Genomic DNA, 16,732 nt, shown 5'->3' with positions numbered 1-16,732 from the left:
GCATCACAGGGGCTCCTGTCGCGTGATCCGCGATGATGACCGGATGCGTTTCATGTTCGTCGGCGACTCCATGACCATCGGACGCGCCGGCGACTACACCTGGCGCTACCGGATGTGGCAGCACCTCAGCGCCACCATGGGCGGGCCGTACTCGATCGTCGGCCCGCGCTGCGAGGTGTACGACACCCGCACCGACGGGCCCACCAGCCACGCGTACGCCGACCCCGGCTTCCCCGCGCCGGCCCGCCGCCATCTGGCCGGCTGGGGCGAGGGCTGGCAGCACATGGCCCCGCTGATCGGCCCGGCCGTCCGCGAGGGCCGGGCCGACGTACTGCTCGTCTCCCTCGGCCTCATCGACCTCGGCTTCTACACCAAGGCCGAGCAGACCGCCGCCAACACCCGCCGCTTCATCGCCGAGGCCCGCGCCGCCCGCCCCGGCATACGGATGGTGCTGCTCCCCGTCATCCCCAACGTCCGGGCCGAGTCGGACGAGCCCTTCGCGGCCGAGGTCGCGCAGTTCAACGTGCTCCTCGCGAAGGCGGTAGCCGACCTGTCGACCGACGCCTCGCCGGTGCTGCTGGCCGCGCGCCCGGAGGCGTACGACATCCACCGCGACACCTACGACGGGACGCACCCCAACGCCTCCGGCGAGCACCGGCTGGCGGGGGAGTTCGCCGCGGTCCTCCACCAGGCGTGGGGCATCGGCGGCCCCTACCAGGGCCTGTAACACGCCCTTCACCGTGGGGCCTTGCTTCGAGCGCACTCCAAGCAGTTGTCTAGTGACCCATGAAGTACACGCAGCTCGGACGCACCGGCCTCAAGGTCAGCCGACTTGTACTCGGCACCATGAACTTCGGCCCCCAGACCGGGGAGCCGGAAAGCCACGCCATCATGGACTCGGCCCTCGACGCCGGGATCAACTTCTTCGACACCGCCAACGTCTACGGCTGGGGTGAGAACAAGGGCCGCACCGAGGAGATCATCGGCACCTGGTTCGCCCAGGGCGGCCGCCGTCGCGAGAAGACGGTCCTCGCCACCAAGGTCTACGGCTCCATGGCCCCCGACGGCGAGTCGTGGCCCAACTACGACCGCCTCTCGGCGCTTAACATCCGGCGGGCCGTCGACGCCAGCCTCAAGCGGCTCAACACGGACTACATCGACCTCTACCAGTTCCACCACGTGGACCGGCAGACCCCGTTCGAGGAGATCTGGCAGGCCGTCGAGGTCCTGATCCAGCAGGGCAAGATCCTCTACGCGGGCTCCTCCAACTTCCCCGGGTACAAGATCGCCCAGGCCAACGAGACCGCCGCACGGCGTGGCGGCGTCGGCCTGGTCAGCGAGCAGTGCCTCTACAACCTCGCCGAGCGGCGCGCCGAGATGGAGGTCATCCCGGCCGCCGAGGCGTACGGGCTCGGGGTCATCCCGTGGTCCCCGCTGCACGGCGGCCTGCTGGGCGGAGCCATCCGCAAGTCGTCGGAGTCGGGCCGCACCGCCTCGGGCCGCTCGGCGGAGGCACTGTCCAACAGCTCCGTGCGGTCGCAGGTGCAGGCGTACGAGGACCTGCTGGACAAGCACGGCCTGGAGCCCGGCGAGGTCGCCCTGGCCTGGCTGCTGACGCGTCCCGGGGTCACCGGCCCGATCGTCGGTCCGCGTACGCCGGAGCAGCTCGCGTCCGCGCTGCGGGCGGTGGAGCTGGAGCTCTCCGAGGAGGTCCTGGCGGGCCTCGACGAGATCTTCCCGGGTCCGGGCGCCTCGCCGGAGGCCTTTGCCTGGTAGGGGCGGGCCGGGCGGCTACTGGCCGACGGCGGCCGCCACGGCGACGACGACGAACATCAGCACGAGCACACCGGCCATGACACGGTTTCTGGTCTTCGGGTCCACCCGTCGAGCCTAACGCGGCGGCCCCCGGCCCTCGGGCCGGGGGCCGCGAGACGTCCGTCATGGTGCCCCGGCCCGGGGTCCGGCGTCGGCTCAGATCTCGGCTCAGGTCTCGCGGAGCTCCAGGGTGCAGCACTTCACGCTGCCGCCCGCCTTGAGGAGTTCCGAGAGGTCGACGCCGACCGGCTCGAAGCCGCGCGCGCGGAGCCGGTCGGCGAGGGCGGTGGCCGCCTGCGGCAGCAGCACGTGGCGGCCGTCGGAGAAGGCGTTGAGCCCGAAGACCGCCGCGTCCTGCGCGGTGGCGAGGAGGGCGTCGGGGAACATCGTGCGCAGCACGGCCCGGCTGCCCTCGGAGAACGCGCCCGGGTAGTACATGACCTCGTCGTCGGAGAGCACCGCGAGGGCCGTGTCCAGGTGGTAGTACTCCGGGTCGACGAGGGTCAGGCCCGTCACCGGGAGGCCGAAGAACTCCTGGGCCTCGGCGTGCGCGCGGGGATCCGTACGGAAGCCGGTGCCGGCCAGGATCCGGCGGCCGACGGTGAGGAAGTCGCCCTCGCCCTCGTTGACGTACTCGGGCCACAGCAGCTCTCGGTAGCCGCGGCCCTCGAACCACTTCAGGTACGCGGGCCCCTCGGCCGTGCGCTGCGCGTGCCGGAACCGGGCCCCGTACACCTTGCCGTCGACGACGGTGGCGCCGTTGGCGGCGAACACCATGTCGGGGAGCCCGTCGAGCGGGTCGATCTCCTCCACGAAGTGGCCGAGCTCCCGGTAGAGGTCGCGCAGCCGCTCCCACTGGCGGACGGCGAGGGCATTGTCGGTGCGCTGCTCGGGGCGCATCCAGGGGTTGATGGAGTACGTGACGTCGTAGTGCCGGGGCCGGCACATCAGCAGCCGCCGCCGGGTGGCGACGCGGGCGCTGGCGGGGGCGGGGGCGGCGGTCTCGCTGAGCGGCACGGGGACTCCTGCGGGGGAAGGGGCCGGACGGACGACGGCGTCCGGCACGACGCTCTCCCGCCGGGCGCACGGGAACGTGCCGGGGACGCGTCCGCTGCCTGAACCGGCCCCTAACAGGTCGCCCCGACCCCCGCCCTGCCGCCTCGGCCCCGGGCCGGCCCCGCCAGGTCGGCCGTGACCAGGCCCCGCAAGGTCGGCCGTGAGCCGCGCCCTGACGGCTCCGCCCCGAGCCGGGCCCGGCGGGTCCGCCCCGGGCCGGGGCTGACGGGTCTGCCCCGGGCCGGGTCCGGCGGGTCCGCCCCGGGCCCGGCTCGACGGGGCCGCCGTGAGGGTCAGTGTGCCGCCGCCAGGGGCCATGCGCCGACCAGCTCGTAGCGGGGTTGCTCGCCCGGGACGCCGCTCACGGGGAGGTTGCTGCGGACCAGGCTGAGCGCGTCGACCTGCCAGGGTGTGCCCTCGAAGCCGGCGAGGGCGTCGAGGAGGGGCCCCAGGGCGACGCCGGAGCCAGGCCGGCCGCGGGCCAGGGTGAGGTGGGGGGTGTACCGGCGGTGCTGCTCCATCGGCACTCCGGCCCGCCGGGCGGCGGCGTCCGCGCGTTCCGCGAGCATCCGCATCCCGTCGAGCCCTCCGGCGGCGCCGGCCCACAGGGCGCTCTCGCCGAAGTGGCCGCCGCCGTGGATCCGGAGGGGGAAGGCTTCCGTGCGGGCGGCGGCGCGGGCGAGGCGGGCGTGCAGGTCGGGAAGGAGTTCCTCGCGGACCTCGCCCATGAAGGCGAGCGTGAAGTGCCACCCCGCTTCCGCGGTCCAGCGCAGTCCCCCGTCCTTCGGCAGGGCGGCGACGGCGTCGCGCAACTCGGCGACGGCGTGCGGGGGCGGCATCACGGCAGCGAAGAGCCTCATGCCCCGACGGTAGCGCGTACGGCCCCTGTTCCCGGGCTCTGTCCCCGGACCCCGGTTCCCCGGCATCCGCCCCCCGGGGTACGGCGGCCGGCCCCCGGGGAACGCCCCCGCCCCCGGGGCGCGGCGGCCGGCCCCGCAGGGCCGCCCCCGGGCCCCGCCTGGGGTCAGGCGGCCGTGACCAGGTCGCGGGTGCGCTGGGCGGGGACGAACGTGACGCCTCGGCGGCTCACCCGCAGCCGGAGGTTGCCGACGCGGGAGAGGACGACGGCGATCGCGAGGGCGGCGACCAGGGAGATCAGGCCTCCCGCGGCCATGCCGGCGCGCGCGCCGTAGGTGTCGGTGATCCAGCCCACCAGCGGGGCCCCCACCGGGGTGCCGCCGGTGAACACCATCATGAACAGGGCCATGACCCGTCCCCGCATCTCGGGGTCGGTGGCCATCTGCACGCTGGAGTTGGCGGTGACGTTGACCGTCAGTCCGAACATCCCGATCGGCACCAGCAGCGCCGCGAACAGCCAGAAGCCCGGCGCGTACGCGGTCGCCGTGACCAGAGCGCCGAACAGTACGGCCGCCGCGACCAGCAGCCGCAGCCGGGAGTGGCCGCGCCGGGCCGCCAGCAGGGCGCCGGCCAGGGAGCCCGCGGCGATCAGGGTGTTGAAGAGGCCGTACGTGCCGGCGTCCCCGTGGAACACGTCGCTGACGAAGGCGGACAGCCAGATCGGGAAGTTGAACCCGAAGGTTCCGATGAACCCGACCAGCACGATCGGCCAGATCAGTTCCGGACGGCCCGCGACGTACCGCAGGCCCTCCCGCAGCTGGCCCTTGGCCCGCGGCTGCGGCTCCACCGGGTTGAGTTCGTTCGTCCGCATCATCAGCAGACCGGCGATCGGCGCGGCGAAGGACAGCCCGTTCAGCAGGAAGGCCCAGCCGGATCCGACGGCGGTGATCAGCACACCGGCGATCGCCGGGCCGACCAGCCGCGCGGACTGGAAGTTGGCGGAGTTCAGGCTGACCGCGTTGGCGACCTGGTCCTTGCCGACCATCTCGGAGACGAACGTCTGGCGCGCCGGGTTGTCCACGACGGTGACGAGGCCGAGCAGGAAGGCGGCGAGGTACACGTGCCAGACCTGGACGTGTCCGGCCAGGGTCAGTACGGCGAGTGCGACGCCGGTCAGGCCCATCGCGCTCTGGGTGGCCAGCAGCAGCGGCCGCTTGGGCAGCCGGTCGGCGAGTACGCCTCCGTAGAGCCCGAACATCAGCATCGGCAGGAACTGCAGGGCGATGGTGATGCCGACGGCCGAGGCGGAGCCGGTCAGGGAGAGGACGAGCCAGTCCTGGGCGATGCGCTGCATCCAGGTGCCCGTGTTCGAGACGACCTGTCCCGTGGCGAAGAGCCGGTAGTTCCGGATCTTCAGCGAGCTGAACATGGAGTTCTTGCGTCCAGCCGCGTCGTTGGTGGTGGATATGTGGCCGGGTGCGGAGTTTGCTCCGTTTCCCGTACTCAAAAGGGTCGCCTCCTGGCGTGTGCGGTTACAGGTGGGCGAGCTTCTCCAGGACGGGCGCGGCCTCGCGGAGCTTGGCCCATTCGTCCTCGGTGAGCTCGGCCGCGAGCCCGGCCAGGAAGGCGTTGCGCTTGCGACGGCTCTCTTCGAGCATCGCCTCGGCCTCCTCGGTCTGGCTGACCACCTTCTGTCGGCGGTCGTCGGGGTGCGGCTCCAGCCTGACCAGTCCCTTGGCTTCCAGCAGCGCGACGATGCGGGTCATCGACGGCGGCTGGACGTGCTCGCGCCGGGCCAGCTCGCCGGGAGTGGCCTGGCCGCAGCGGGCGAGCGTGCCGAGCACCGACATCTCGGTCGGGCTCAGCGACTCGTCGACACGCTGGTGCTTGAGCCGGCGGCCCAGCCGCATGACGGCGGAGCGGAGATCGTTCACGGCGGCGGCGTCGTCACCATGGGAAAGGTCATGCATGTTCTTTAGAGTAACTCATTACTCTCGCTAAAGAACACCCGGTTCCCGCGTCATGCCTCACATCACACCTGGCTCGTCGCCCCATCACTCGTACGGGTGAGTCGGTTCCGGAAAGTGACACGCGTCCACGCCCTGTGCCCCGACTCTTTCGCCATGGGGACACATGTGCTGAGCATGCGCATAGACGGGGAGCTGCTCGACCGCCTCCGGACTCATGCGGCCAAACGCGGAATGAGCGTCCAGGACTATGTCGTCCGGACGCTCATTCGCGATGATTTCGACGAACGCTTCAAGGCGGCCGTCGACGAGACAGAGAAGTTCTACGGGCTCACGTAGGGCCCTCCGGCGGTACTACGTCAGGCCGAGGGCCGGCATCGCGTAGTAGAAGACGAACACCGCCCCGACGACGTACATGGCGGCCGGGACCTCACGGCCCCGGCCCGTCGCCAGCCGCAGGGCGCAGAAGGTCACGAAGCCGATGCCGATGCCGTTGGTGATCGAGTAGGTGAACGGCATCATCACCATGGCCAGGAAGGCCGGGACGGCGATGGTGAAGTCGCTCCAGTCGATGTCCCTGACCGAACCGGCCAGGATCAGGAAGCCCACCGCCACCAGCGCCGGGGTCGCCGCCTGGGACGGGACCATGGTGGCCAGCGGCGTGAGGAACAGCGACACGGCGAAGAGGCCGCCCGTCACCACGTTCGCCAGGCCCGTGCGGGCGCCCTCGCCGACACCGGCCGTGGACTCCACGAAGCAGGTGGTGGCGGAGGAGGAGGTGGCGCCGCCCGAGGCGACGGCCAGGCCGTCGATCAGCAGGACCCGGTTGATGCCGGGGAAGGTGCCGTCGGGCTTCGTCAGCTTGGCCTCGTCGCCGACGCCCAGGATGGTGCCCATCGCGTCGAAGAAGCAGGACAGCAGCACGGTGAAGACGAACAGGATGCCGGTGAGCATCCCGACCTTCCCGAAGCCGCCGAAGAGGCTCACCTGACCGACCAGCCCGAAGTCGGGCGCGGCCACCGGGTTGCCCGGCCACTGCGGCACGGTCAGGCCCCAGGCGGTGCCCGGCAGGTCGGTGACGAGCTGGACGGCGACGGCGATCACGGTCATGACGACGATGGAGATCAGGATCGCGCCGGGCGTCTTGCGGATCAGCAGCGCGAGCGTGAGGAGCACGCCCAGGATGAAGACCAGTACGGGCCAGCCGTGCAGGTGGCCGTTGCTTCCGAGCTGGAGCGGGACCGTGGTGTGCGCGGCGTCGGGGATGCGGGAGACGAAGCCGGAGTCCACCAGGCCGATCAGCATGATGAACAGGCCGATGCCGATCGCGATGCCCTTGCGCAGGCCCAGCGGGACGGCGTTCATGACCCGCTCGCGCAGACCGGTGGCGACCAGCAGCATCACCACGAAGCCCGCCAGCACCACCATGCCCATGGCGTCGGGCCAGCTCATCCGGGGGGCGAGCTGGAGCGCGACGACGGTGTTCACCCCGAGGCCCGCCGCGAGCGCGATCGGGACGTTGCCGATGACCCCCATGAGGAGGGTGGAGAAGGCGGCCGTCAGGACGGTGGCGGTGACGAGCTGGCCGCCGTCGAGCTGGTGCCCGTACATGTCCTTCGCGCTGCCCAGGATGATCGGGTTGAGCACGATGATGTAGGCCATCGCGAAGAAGGTCGCCAGCCCGCCGCGGACCTCGCGGGCGACGGTCGAGCCGCGCTCCGAGATCTTGAAGTAGCGGTCGACGGCGTGGGTGGGGGCCGCGGCGGGTGCCGAGGTGCTCATGCGGTCCTCAAGGGGGGTTATTGGTGGTTCGTACGAGTAAATCCGGTCGCAGGCAAACCGTTTCAGTATGAACACATGAACGATGGAGCGTCCATCTCCGCGCGTAGACCGCGTTTCACGCCGCCTAGACTTGGACGCATGGCGAAATGGACCGCACAGCACGAGGCTCCCGAGCCCCTGGAGGGCCCCGTCGTCGCGACCGTCGTCGGCGGCACGATCATCTGGTTCGCCATCTTCCTCGTTCAGCTCCCCTTCTACGGGTGGTTCGCGGACCGGGGGATGCTGTGGTGGGTCTGGACCCCGCTGGCCGGCGCGGCCCTGGGTCTGTTCGGCATCTGGTACGCCCGCGGCCGCGAAGCGGCGATCAAGCGGCACAAGGAGCAGCAGGCGGCCGAGGCCGCCGCGGCCGGCACCCCCGGAGCACGCCCCGGCCCGGCGGTCTAGCCCCCGTCCGGCCCCCGCGGGAAGGCGGGGGGAGTACCAGCGGACGATTTCGGTCATCCCGAAGTCGGATCTTCGCACCGCTCGGCGGGTGAAGGCCCGGAACCCCCTTTACCGTCGAAAGCATGACGCAGCGGGCAGAGACCGAATCCGACGGGCCGGAGCCGGGCGGTGGCAGCGGTGCTGGTGGCGGTGGCGGCGCGACCGCCGGTACGGCCATCGACGCGGGGGCCGAGCTGGACCCGGTACACCCGGTCCGGCCGCCCGCCCCCCGGTTCAAGCCGGGCGGTCTGAGCACCGCCGAGGTCGCCGAACGCGTCGCGCGCGGAGACGTCAACGACGTGCCCGTGCGCTCCTCGCGCTCCACCGCCGAGATCGTCCGGGCGAACGTCTTCACCCGCTTCAACGCCATCATCGGCGTGCTCTGGGTGATCATGCTCATCGTCGCGCCGATCCAGGACAGCCTGTTCGGCTTCGTGATCATCGCGAACACCGGCATCGGCATCATCCAGGAGCTCCGCGCCAAGAAGACCCTCGACGGGCTCGCCGTCATCGGGGAGGCCAAACCCAGCGTCCGCCGCGACGGCCGGACGGCCGAGATCTCCACCTCCGAGATCGTCCTCGGGGACGTCATCGAGCTCGGACCGGGCGACAAGGTCGTCGTCGACGGCTCCGTCGGCGAGGCCGACGGCCTGGAGATCGACGAGTCCCTGCTCACCGGCGAGGCCGACCCGGTCCTGAAGAAGCCCGGCGACCCGGTCATGTCCGGCTCCTTCGTGGTCGCCGGCGGCGGCGCCTTCACCGCCACCAAAGTCGGCCGCGAGGCCTACGCCGCCCAGCTGGCCGAAGAGGCCTCCCGCTTCACGCTCGTCCACTCCGAGCTGCGCAGCGGCATCTCCACCATCCTCAAGTACGTCACCTGGATGATGATCCCGACTTCCATCGGCCTGATCATCAGCCAGCTCGTCGTCAAGGACGACAACCTCAAGGACGCCATCGCCCGGACCGTCGGCGGCATCGTCCCGATGATCCCCGAGGGCCTCGTCCTCCTCACCTCCGTCGCCTTCGCCATCGGCGTCATCCGGCTCGGCCGCAAGCAGTGCCTGGTCCAGGAGCTCCCCGCCATCGAGGGCCTCGCCCGGGTCGACGTGGTCTGCCTCGACAAGACCGGCACCCTCACCGAGGGCGGTATGGACGTCACCGAGCTCCGCCCCCTCGGCGGCGCGGAACCGGCGTACGTCAAGAAGGTGCTCGGCGCGCTCGGCGAGTCCGACCCGCGGCCCAACGCCAGCCTCCAGGCGATCATCGACGCCTACCCCGACAGCGCCGAGTGGCGCTGCACCGAGTCGCTGCCCTTCTCCTCCGCCCGCAAGTACAGCGGCGCCAGCTTCAGCGAGGGCGACGGCGAGAACAACACCTGGCTGCTCGGCGCCCCCGACGTGCTGCTGCCGGCCGGGGACCCGGCCCTCGACGAGATCAACGACCTCAACGAGCAGGGTCTACGGGTCCTCCTGCTGGCCCGCTCCGCCCGCGAACTCGACGACCCGGCCGTGGCCGGCGGAGTCCGGCCCACCGCCCTGGTCGTCCTGGAACAGCGGCTGCGGCCCGACGCGGCGGACACCCTGCGCTACTTCGAGGACCAGAAGGTCAAGGCGAAAGTCATCTCCGGCGACAACGCGGTCTCCGTCGGCGCGGTCGCGGGCAAGCTCGGCCTGCCGGGCGCCCAGAACACGGTCGACGCCCGCAAGCTGCCGGCCGACCGGGACGGGATGGCCCAGGTCCTCGACGAGAACGCCGTCTTCGGCCGGGTCACCCCGCAGCAGAAGCGGGACATGGTCGCCGCCCTCCAGTCCAAGGGCCACACGGTCGCCATGACCGGCGACGGGGTCAACGACGTACTCGCCCTCAAGGACGCCGACATCGGCGTGAGCATGGGCTCCGGCTCCGAGGCGACCCGGGCCGTGGCCCAGATCGTCCTGCTCAACAACAGCTTCTCCACCCTCCCCTCGGTGGTCGCCGAGGGCCGCCGGGTCATCGGCAACATCACCCGGGTCGCCACCCTCTTCCTCACGAAGACGGTCTACTCGGTGCTGCTGGCGATCCTGGTCGTCTGCTCCCAGGTGGAGTACCCCTTCCTGCCGCGCCACCTGACGCTCCTGTCCACCCTCACGATCGGCATCCCGGCCTTCTTCCTGGCCCTGGCCCCGAACAAGGAACGGGCGAAGCCGCACTTCGTGAAACGGGTGATGCGGTACGCGATCCCCGGCGGTGTGATCGCGGGGACGGCCACCTTCATGACGTACCTGATCGCCCGCCACCACTACGCCGGGCCGGACGCCCTCAAGGCCGAGACGAGCGCGGCGACGCTGACGCTGTTCCTGACCTCGATGTGGGTCCTGGCGATCATCGCCCGCCCGTACACCTGGTGGCGGGTCGGCCTGGTCGGTGCGATGGGCGGGGCGTTCCTGATCGTGCTCGTCGTGCCGTGGCTCCAGGACTTCTTCCAGCTGAAGCTGGAGGGCGCGGTGATGCCGTGGACGGCCGTCGGCATCGCGGTCGTGGCGGCGGCCCTGATCGAGCTCGCCTTCCGCTGGGTCAACCGCAAGTTCCCGGCCTGACCGGCCTGACCGGCCTGACCGGCCTGCCCGCCTGACCGGCCTGCCCGCCTGACCGGCCTGCCCGGCTAGTCGAACCAGCGGTCGCGGGCCAGTTCCGCCGTGCGCGAGGGGTCCTCCAGCAGGGCCGCGACCTCGAAGCGGCGCGGCCACTGGCCCGCCGACCAGGCGAGGGCCGCCGCCACGCCCTCCAGGGTGGAGGCGTGCAGGGTGCCGTCCGGGGTGCGGCGCCAGTCGAGCTCGGTGCCGCCCGCGACGAGCTCCTCGTGCTCGACGTACGACCGGGGGGTCGAGGGGCCCAGGAGCAGGAGCACCGACTCCGGGACCTGGTGCTCCTCGCCCGGGGTGCTGACCTCCGCCGGGACCGTGTCCGACAGGCGGCGGACCTGGAGCAGGTCGGCCAGGTCGGCCGCGCGGGACGGGGCGACCGGCAGCAGCGGCAGGCCCGCCGTCAGGGGGAGGAGGTCCGGGGCGTCGGCGATGAGCGCGTCGGCGGCGTCCACCACGCGGATCTCCCCGTCCACCACGGCCCGCAGGTCGTCCGGGAGGGTGACCTGCTCGGGGTCGAGATCGGCCAGCGCCCCGTACAGGGCGTGCAGCTGCCGGTCGCTCACCTCGCGGTCCGGGTCCGCGAGCCGGCCCAGCAGCTCGGCCGCGCCGCCGGGCTCGTCGAGCAGGGCCGCCACGGTGGTCCGTACGCCGAGGGCGCGCAGCACCTGCTCGTCCTCGAAGCCGGTGGCGTCCGCCGAGGTGTACAGGCCCTCCAGCAGCGGGTCGCCGCCCGCCGCGCGCAGGCCCGCCGGGCGGCGGCCGTCGAGCACCGGGTGGTCGCGCAGCCACCAGGCGGTGTACGGGCGGACGGACTGGGTGGTGCCGTCCGGGAGCAGCACCCGCACGGGCTGGGTCAGGGCGTCGCGCAGCGGGGGCTGCGCGAGCATGGCCAGCGCCTGGGGCCAGCACTCGTCGTCGACCAGGTCGAGGTCCCGTACGGCGATCAGTTCGGTCGCCACCGGCGGCAGCGGGGTGTCCGGCAGCTGGTCCAGTACGTCCTCGCACCACACGTCCACCGCGTCCAGCAGGCCCGCGTCGTCCGGCTCGGCGAAGTCCCCGTCGCGGGGCTCCAGTTCGTCGGGATCCAGGACCAGGTCGGTCGCGCGGACCAGCTGGAAGGTGGCCAGCACCCCGACCGCGGTGAGCGTGGCGGCGTCCCAGCGCTCGGCCAGCTCGGCGTCCACGTACGGGACTTCGTCCTCGCGGATGACGGAGGCCAGCGGGGATCCGGGGAGGAGGAGTTCGCCGGCCGGCGTGAGCTCGCCGTCCTCGTCGGGCAGGGCCAGCGCGCCCAGCCAGGGCTCGTCGCCGGGCGCCAGATCCGCGTCGCGGACCAGCGTCAGCACCACCTCGGCCAGCTCGTCGGCGTCCAGCGCGTCCTCGTCCCAGACCTCGCCCGCGTCCATCGAGGCGGCCACGGCCGCCCGGACCTGCGGGGTCGTCAGCACCGCGCGCGGGGTGGCCGGGAGGGCGCCCAGCTTCTCCAGCAGCGGGTGCGCGGCCTCCGGGTGGGCCACCTTCAGGCCGAGCCGGGCCAGGCTCGCCGGGGTGTCCGCGCCGGGCAGCAGGAGGTGGCGCGGCCCGATCGCGGTGCGGCCGTCGGCCAGCGGCACGGGCAGCCCGGACAGCCGGTCGGGGTCCACCCCGGCGAGGCTGTCGTAGAGCCGGTGCCACCACTCCGGGGTGCGCTCGATGCCCGCGATCCGCTCGATGGCGTCGCCCAGCGGAAGCCGGCCGACGCCCAGGGTGCGCAGCTCGGAGCGGCGCTCCAGGCCGGCCGGGAGCAGGGTCGGCAGTACCTCGGACAGGACGCTGACGGTGTCGGCGCCCGCGCCCTCCACCACCTCGGCCTCGAAGGGGCGCAGCGCGGCCCGCTCCTCGGGGGCCTCGGCCGGGGCGGCGGGCGCCAGGAACGCCGTACGGGGCAGCCGCTGGAGCACGGCGGCCCGCAGGGCGCCGTCCAGCGGGCCCTTGCCGAGCGGGCCGGGGACCAGGTCGACGAGGGCGGTGCTCACCGGGTCCCAGGCGCCGAGGAGTTCGGCGTAGGCGTCGGCGGCGCGCTCCACCAGGAAGTCGGTCAGCGGCCCGGGGGCGGGGTGGCGGCGGCTGGTGTCCAGCGGCAGCGAGGCGATCAGCAGGGCGGGGATGCCCAGCGGCTCGTCGGTCGGGGTCGGCGCGTGCACGACCGGGGCGGTGGCGGGGTAGACGGGCGCGCCGTCGGCGTCCACGGGCGCGGCCCAGGTCACCGTCCAGTGGGGCCGCAGCCGCTCCTCGACGGGCCGGTCGGCGAGCAACTCCCGCTCGATGGGGCCGCTGTGGCGGACGGTGCGCCAGCGGTGGGTGCCGGAGGCGGAGTCCTCGATGACGGTGTACGGGCCTTCGGCGCGCCGGTACAGCACGCGGTGCCCGGCGGCCGGGGTCTCGACGACGACCTCGCGCAGTCCGGGCAGGGTGAGCAGCAGGGCGTCGTCGATGCCGGCGAGCAGCCGTTCCACCAGTTCCTCGGCGGCACCGTCGCGCAGCGGGAGGACCACGACGGTGTCGTACCCCTCGGGCGCGGAGCCCTCGGCGGGCAACGGGAGGCGCAGCAGCGGGACGTGGCCGTCGCGGCGGCGCAGTTCGTCGCCGAGGCCGGGGCTGCCGTTGGCGGCGTCCCGGGCCATTTCGCGGGCCTCGGCCAGCGACCAGCGGACCCCGCCGTGGCGTCCGAGCACCGCCGGTTCGTCGGAGACGGCCAGGACGGCCGCGAAGCCGACGCCGAAGCGGCCGACGGTCTCCGCGGAGCCGACCGCCCCCGCGGGCTCCCGCTTCGCGGAGGCCCGCAGGGTGCTCAGCGACTCCACGCCGGTCGCGTCCAGCGGGGCGCCGGTGTTGGCGACGGCCAGCACCGCGTGCCCGCCCTCGCCGGGGTGCAGGGTCAGCCGCAGCCGTCCCGGCACCTTGGCCCGGGCCGCGGCGTCGGCGGCGTTCTGGGCCAGCTCGATGACGAGCCGGTCGCGGTAGCCGCCGAGTGCCAGGTCCTCCTCGGCGTTGGCGTCCTCGCGGAACCTGGCGGGGCCCGAGCCCCAGGCGTCGAGCACCCCGCGTCGCAGCCGGGCCGTGCCGAAGGGGTCCACGCCGCTCTGGGCCGCCGTCACTCGCACGCTCACGCCGCTGCCTCCAAGAATTGCCGTGCCGAACTCCTGAAGGTATCGCGTATCGAGCTACCCCCGGCCGGTGAGGTGCGCGAACACGACCACGTTGGAGTCCCAGTGGCGGTCGGCGGTGAGGTTGCCGCCGCAGGTGATCAGGCGGAGCTCCGCCTTGCCGTGGGTGTCCCCGTAGACCTTGTCGGTGGGGAAGGCGGCCTTCTTGTACGTGTCCACCTCGTCGACGGCGAAGACGGCGGTGCTGCCGTCGGCCCGGTGGACCTCGATCCGCTCGTTCCTCTTCAGCGTCTTGAGGTCGTGGAAGACGGCCTCGGGCGCCTGCGGGGTGTCCATGTGGCCGACGATGGCGGACGCGCCCGCCTCGCCGGGGGTGGGGCCCTCCTCGTACCAGGCCGCGTCCTTCGGTTTCGCGAAGTCCGGTTCCGTCATCTCGCCGTTCGCGTCGAGCCCGACCGCGTCGAGCGGGGCGTCGACCTCGATGCCGGGGATCTCGATGCGGTCCGGGACGGAGGGCGGCAGGGCGGGCACCGCCCGGGCGGTGTTCCCCGGGTCCTCGGCGGCGGCCGCCGAGCAGCCGGAGGCGAGTACGGCGGCGAGGCCGGCGGCTCCCGCCAGGGCGGCCGCGCGGCGTGCGCGGCCGCCCCGGCGGGCGGTGAGGAGGTCAGCCACGGCCGGCCGCGTCCTGGACGGGGCCGACGGGGGCCTGGCCGGTGTTCACGGAGCCCTTGGGCTTCTTGTGCCCGCTCGGGTTCAGCGGCTTCACGTCGGGCCGCGCGTCGTGGCCGGAGCCCTCGGTGGAGAACTTCACGGTGTCGAACTTCTTGCCGTCCGCGAAGGCGTCCACGCCGTAGTAGCCGCTCTTGACGTCCTGGGCGACGACGGCGGTACCGGTCCAGGTGCCCTTGCCGTCGCTCTTGAGGTCGACCTGCCCGCCGGCGAAGGCCTCGGACCTGACGTACGCGCTCTTGTCGCCGGAGCCGGTCTTGACGGTGACGGCGACCTTGTCGCCGGGGCGGCCGAAGTCCTTGGACAGCCGCAGGGTCGCGGCCTGCGGCTTGGGGTCGGGCTTGCCGCTCGCCTTCACCGTCAGCTGCGCGGTGGCCCGCACCTTGCCGCCGGGGGCGGAACCGGTCAGTGCGACGCCGTAGTTGCCGTCCTTGACGTCCGCGACCTCGGCGGTGCCCGTCCAGGTGGTGCCGTCCTTGCCGGGGGTCAGCCGGACGCCGTCCAGGGCGGCGGAGGACACGGACAGGGAGGTGGAGCCCTTGGGGGCGGTCACGGTGAAGTCCAGGTGCCCGCCGGGCTCGGCGGTGGAGGCGGAGAGCTTCAGGGACGCGTCGGTGGCGCCGGTGCCGGTGCCGGTGCTCGCGCTCGCGCTCGCCGAGGGGGACGGGCTCGGGGCATCGGCGGCGAAAGCGGTGGCGGCTCCGCCGAGGGCCGTCGACGAGGCCAGGACGATCGCCGAAAGGGTGAGTGCCTTGCGCATGGTTTCCTCCTGAACGGGCCGGGGTTCGTTCCCGGCACACCAGACATGAGGGACATCCTGGGCGCTTGGTTGCAGGGGTCGGCGGGCCGCGCGGCGGCCCCGCCGAAGGTCCTTCGCCGCATCGGCGCAGGCCGCGGGGGCACTCGGGAGCCGCCGTTTACAGCCTCTTTGCCCCGATTTTTGGGACCAAAGTCCCGGCGGAAGCGGCTCGGGCACGGGCTCGGGCACGGGCCCGGGTACGTGCTCGGGTACGGGCTCGGGTACGAGGAAGCCCCCGGTGACGGAAGGAGTCACCGGGGGCTTCACGCCGAGAGGGATCAGATCAGAGCTTCTCGATCACGTAGTCGACGCACGCCGTCAGCGCCTGTACGTCCGCCGGGTCGATCGCCGGGAACATCGCGACGCGCAACTGGTTGCGGCCGAGCTTGCGGTAGGGCTCGGTGTCCACGATGCCGTTCGCGCGCAGCGCCTTGGCGACCGCGGCCGCGTCGATGTCGTCCGAGAAGTCGATCGTGCCGATGACGGACGAGCGCTTGTCGGCGTCCACGACGAACGGGCTCGCGTACTTCGACGCCTCCGCCCAGCCGTACAGGTTGCGCGCGCTGGCCGCCGTACGGCCGGTCGTGAACTCCAGGCCGCCCTGGCTGTTCATCCACTCCAGCTGCTGGTCCAGCAGGAAGAGGGTGGAGAGCGCGGGGGTGTTGTACGTCTGGTTCTTCAGCGAGTTGTCGATCGCCGTCGGCAGCGAGAAGAACTCCGGGATGTGCCGGCTGCCGGACGCGTGCACGCGCGCCGCGCGCTCCAGGGCCGCCGGGGAGAACGCCGCCAGCCACAGGCCGCCGTCCGAGGCGAAGGACTTCTGCGGGGCGAAGTAGTAGACGTCGGTCTCGGTGATGTCCACCGGCAGACCGCCGGCGCCCGAGGTCGCGTCCACCAGAACGAGCGAACCGGCGTCGGCGCCCGCCACGCGCTTGATCGGCGCCGCGACACCCGTCGAGGTCTCGTTGTGCGTGTACGCGTACACGTCCACGCCCGCCTCGGCCACCGGATCGGGGTGCGTGCCGGGCTCCGAGGAGATCACGGAGGGCGCGTCCAGCCACGGCGCGAGCTTCGCGGCGGTGGCGAACTTGGAGGAGAACTCACCGAAGGTGAGGTGCTGGGACTTCTTCTCGATGAGCCCGGCCGTCGCGATGTCCCAGAAGGCGGTGGAGCCGCCGTTGCCCAGGATCACCTCGTAGCCCTCGGGGAGGGAGAAGAGGTCCCGGAGTCCCTGCCGCACCGAGCCGACCAGGTTCTTGACCGGGGCCTGGCGGTGGGAGGTTCCGAGCAGGGAGGTACCGGTGGCGGCCAGGGCGTCGAGCGCCTCGGTCCGCACCTTGGAGGGGCCCGCGCCGAAGCGTCCGTCGGCGGGCTTGATGTCAGCGGGAATCTGGATCTCAGCCACGGGCGGAGCGTATCCGGTCCCGGTCACGGCTCCGGGACCGCGTCCACCCGGTGAGACGCCCTGGGCGG

14 protein-coding genes are annotated in these 16,732 nt (G+C 72.6%); 5 read left to right on the top strand and 9 right to left on the bottom strand.

The features are described 5' to 3' along the window. Positions 1–43: 43 nt before the first annotated feature. Together ACZ4TG_RS28915 and ACZ4TG_RS28910 are read left to right on the top strand one after the other, a co-directional pair. Positions 44–727, top strand: a complete 684-nt coding sequence (locus ACZ4TG_RS28915) for a GDSL-type esterase/lipase family protein (RefSeq protein ID WP_468167886.1) — start codon at positions 44–46, stop codon at positions 725–727. A gap of 59 nt (positions 728–786) precedes the next feature. Further along, positions 787–1,776, top strand: a complete 990-nt coding sequence (locus ACZ4TG_RS28910) for an aldo/keto reductase (protein ID WP_468167884.1) — start codon at positions 787–789, stop codon at positions 1,774–1,776. Positions 1,777–1,983: 207 nt separating this feature from the next. Here the strand turns inward: ACZ4TG_RS28910 and ddaH are convergent, their stop codons facing one another. The 4 genes from ddaH to ACZ4TG_RS28890 all read right to left on the bottom strand — a co-directional run bounded on the left by ddaH (position 1,984) and on the right by ACZ4TG_RS28890 (position 5,699). After that, a complete protein-coding gene (gene ddaH, locus ACZ4TG_RS28905; RefSeq protein WP_468167882.1) occupies positions 1,984–2,832 on the bottom strand; it encodes a dimethylargininase in 849 nt (282 codons plus the stop codon). A 332-nt stretch (positions 2,833–3,164) separates the two neighbouring features. Beyond that, positions 3,165–3,731, bottom strand: coding sequence for an RNA 2',3'-cyclic phosphodiesterase (gene thpR / locus ACZ4TG_RS28900; RefSeq protein ID WP_468167880.1), 567 nt, complete (start codon positions 3,729–3,731; stop codon positions 3,165–3,167). Positions 3,732–3,895: 164 nt separating this feature from the next. Further along, positions 3,896–5,236: an MFS transporter gene (locus tag ACZ4TG_RS28895; protein ID WP_468167878.1), complete on the bottom strand. Its 1,341-nt coding sequence runs from the start codon at positions 5,234–5,236 to the stop codon at positions 3,896–3,898. A 25-nt stretch (positions 5,237–5,261) separates the two neighbouring features. Then, complete coding sequence (locus ACZ4TG_RS28890) at positions 5,262–5,699, bottom strand: MarR family winged helix-turn-helix transcriptional regulator (protein ID WP_266574971.1); 438 nt, start codon at positions 5,697–5,699, stop codon at positions 5,262–5,264. A gap of 153 nt (positions 5,700–5,852) precedes the next feature. Here ACZ4TG_RS28890 and ACZ4TG_RS28885 point away from each other — a divergent pair, with 153 nt between their 5' ends. Beyond that, the gene (locus tag ACZ4TG_RS28885) at positions 5,853–6,035 is read left to right on the top strand and encodes a hypothetical protein (RefSeq protein WP_030156886.1); all 183 of its coding nucleotides are present in this window, start codon (positions 5,853–5,855) and stop codon (positions 6,033–6,035) included. Between the two features lie 15 nt (positions 6,036–6,050). Here the strand turns inward: ACZ4TG_RS28885 and ACZ4TG_RS28880 are convergent, their stop codons facing one another. Then, a complete protein-coding gene (locus ACZ4TG_RS28880; RefSeq protein WP_468167876.1) occupies positions 6,051–7,478 on the bottom strand; it encodes an NCS2 family permease in 1,428 nt (475 codons plus the stop codon). A 138-nt stretch (positions 7,479–7,616) separates the two neighbouring features. Here ACZ4TG_RS28880 and ACZ4TG_RS28875 point away from each other — a divergent pair, with 138 nt between their 5' ends. Together ACZ4TG_RS28875 and ACZ4TG_RS28870 are read left to right on the top strand one after the other, a co-directional pair. Continuing rightward, on the top strand, positions 7,617–7,922 hold the full coding sequence (locus ACZ4TG_RS28875; RefSeq protein ID WP_468167874.1) for a DUF2530 domain-containing protein: 306 nt from the start codon (positions 7,617–7,619) through the stop codon (positions 7,920–7,922). Between the two features lie 122 nt (positions 7,923–8,044). Next, entirely contained in the window at positions 8,045–10,537 is a 2,493-nt protein-coding gene (locus ACZ4TG_RS28870) for a cation-translocating P-type ATPase (protein ID WP_468167872.1), read from the top strand. Positions 10,538–10,602: 65 nt separating this feature from the next. Here the strand turns inward: ACZ4TG_RS28870 and ACZ4TG_RS28865 are convergent, their stop codons facing one another. The 4 genes from ACZ4TG_RS28865 to serC all read right to left on the bottom strand — a co-directional run bounded on the left by ACZ4TG_RS28865 (position 10,603) and on the right by serC (position 16,664). Beyond that, positions 10,603–13,734, bottom strand: a complete 3,132-nt coding sequence (locus ACZ4TG_RS28865) for a sacsin N-terminal ATP-binding-like domain-containing protein (RefSeq protein ID WP_468167870.1) — start codon at positions 13,732–13,734, stop codon at positions 10,603–10,605. Between the two features lie 54 nt (positions 13,735–13,788). Then, the gene (locus ACZ4TG_RS28860; protein WP_468167868.1) at positions 13,789–14,403 is read right to left on the bottom strand and encodes a class F sortase; all 615 of its coding nucleotides are present in this window, start codon (positions 14,401–14,403) and stop codon (positions 13,789–13,791) included. Next, entirely contained in the window at positions 14,396–15,220 is an 825-nt protein-coding gene (locus ACZ4TG_RS28855; protein WP_468167866.1) for a hypothetical protein, read from the bottom strand. The genes ACZ4TG_RS28860 and ACZ4TG_RS28855 overlap by 8 nt, the downstream gene beginning before the upstream one ends. A 322-nt stretch (positions 15,221–15,542) precedes the next feature. Beyond that, the gene (serC, locus tag ACZ4TG_RS28850) at positions 15,543–16,664 is read right to left on the bottom strand and encodes a phosphoserine transaminase (RefSeq protein ID WP_468167864.1); all 1,122 of its coding nucleotides are present in this window, start codon (positions 16,662–16,664) and stop codon (positions 15,543–15,545) included. Positions 16,665–16,732: the final 68 nt, after the last annotated feature.

Source organism: Streptomyces sp. NPDC028314 (assembly GCF_055565795.1).
The sequence above is the reverse complement of the archived record's forward strand: the minus strand, read 5'-3'. Positions and strand labels throughout refer to the sequence as shown.

Bases quoted from the DNA above. Each gene is read 5' to 3' on its own strand.
- ACZ4TG_RS28915 (WP_468167886.1), top strand. From the start codon at position 44: ATGCGTTTCATGTTCGTCGGCGACTCCATGACCATCGGACGCGCCGGC.
- ACZ4TG_RS28910 (WP_468167884.1), top strand. From the start codon at position 787: ATGAAGTACACGCAGCTCGGACGCACCGGCCTCAAGGTCAGCCGACTT.
- thpR (WP_468167880.1), bottom strand. From the start codon at position 3,731: ATGAGGCTCTTCGCTGCCGTGATGCCGCCCCCGCACGCCGTCGCCGAG.
- ACZ4TG_RS28890 (WP_266574971.1), bottom strand. From the start codon at position 5,699: ATGCATGACCTTTCCCATGGTGACGACGCCGCCGCCGTGAACGATCTC.
- ACZ4TG_RS28885 (WP_030156886.1), top strand. From the start codon at position 5,853: ATGGGGACACATGTGCTGAGCATGCGCATAGACGGGGAGCTGCTCGAC.
- ACZ4TG_RS28880 (WP_468167876.1), bottom strand. From the start codon at position 7,478: ATGAGCACCTCGGCACCCGCCGCGGCCCCCACCCACGCCGTCGACCGC.
- ACZ4TG_RS28875 (WP_468167874.1), top strand. From the start codon at position 7,617: ATGGCGAAATGGACCGCACAGCACGAGGCTCCCGAGCCCCTGGAGGGC.
- ACZ4TG_RS28870 (WP_468167872.1), top strand. From the start codon at position 8,045: ATGACGCAGCGGGCAGAGACCGAATCCGACGGGCCGGAGCCGGGCGGT.
- ACZ4TG_RS28855 (WP_468167866.1), bottom strand. From the start codon at position 15,220: ATGCGCAAGGCACTCACCCTTTCGGCGATCGTCCTGGCCTCGTCGACG.